Origin of the sequence: Delftia sp. SD018, from assembly GCF_017355445.1 — a bacterium.
GTDB classification, from domain to species: Bacteria; Pseudomonadota; Gammaproteobacteria; order Burkholderiales; family Burkholderiaceae_C; genus Comamonas; species Comamonas acidovorans.
Genome location: NZ_JADDRN010000071.1, coordinates 1 through 689 on the forward strand (window position 1 = coordinate 1; position 689 = coordinate 689).

Here is a 689-nt window from a genome sequence, read left to right on the forward strand (position 1 = left end):
GACGATGTCTGGACGCTGTTCCACTCCTACGCCTTCGACTTCTCGGTCTGGGAGATCTTTGGTGCGCTGTGCACGGGTGGGCGCCTGGTGGTGGTGCCGTACTGGGTCAGCCGCTCGCCCCAGGACTTCCTGGCCTTGCTGCGTGCGGAACGCGTAACGGTTCTCAATCAAACGCCTTCGGCCTTTGGGCAGTTGGTGCATGCCGTGGAGCAGGATGAGGAGGGCGGCTCCGGCCTGTCGCTGCGCCATGTGGTCTTTGGCGGCGAGGCGCTGGAGCCCGAGAGCCTGAGGCCTTGGTTCGATCGCTTCGGGGACGAAAGCCCCCGACTCATCAACATGTACGGCATCACCGAGACCACGGTGCATGTGACGTACCGGGAGATCACCAAGACTGACCTTCAAGGAGGACGCAGCCCCGTCGGAGTGGCGATTCCCGATCTGGGCCTGTATGTGCTCGATGGCAGCCTGAACCTGCTGCCGCAAGGCGTGGCGGGCGAGCTGTTCGTTGCGGGCGCGGGCCTGGCGCGTGGCTACCTGAACCGGCAAGGCCTGAGCGCGGAGCGCTTCATCGCCAACCCCTTCACGGACGATGGCAGCAGGCTGTACCGCACGGGCGACCTGGTGCGCTGGAACGCGCAGGGCGAGCTCGAATACCTGGGCCGGGTCGATCAGCAGGTCAAGATCCGGGG

Annotated in this window: 1 protein-coding gene; it reads left to right on the forward strand. The window is 65.5% G+C overall.

Annotation, left to right across the window (positions count from 1 at the left end; translation table 11 throughout):
• The coding region (locus tag INR38_RS28575; protein WP_207476067.1) for an AMP-binding protein at positions 1-689 on the forward strand (689 nt) is incomplete at both ends.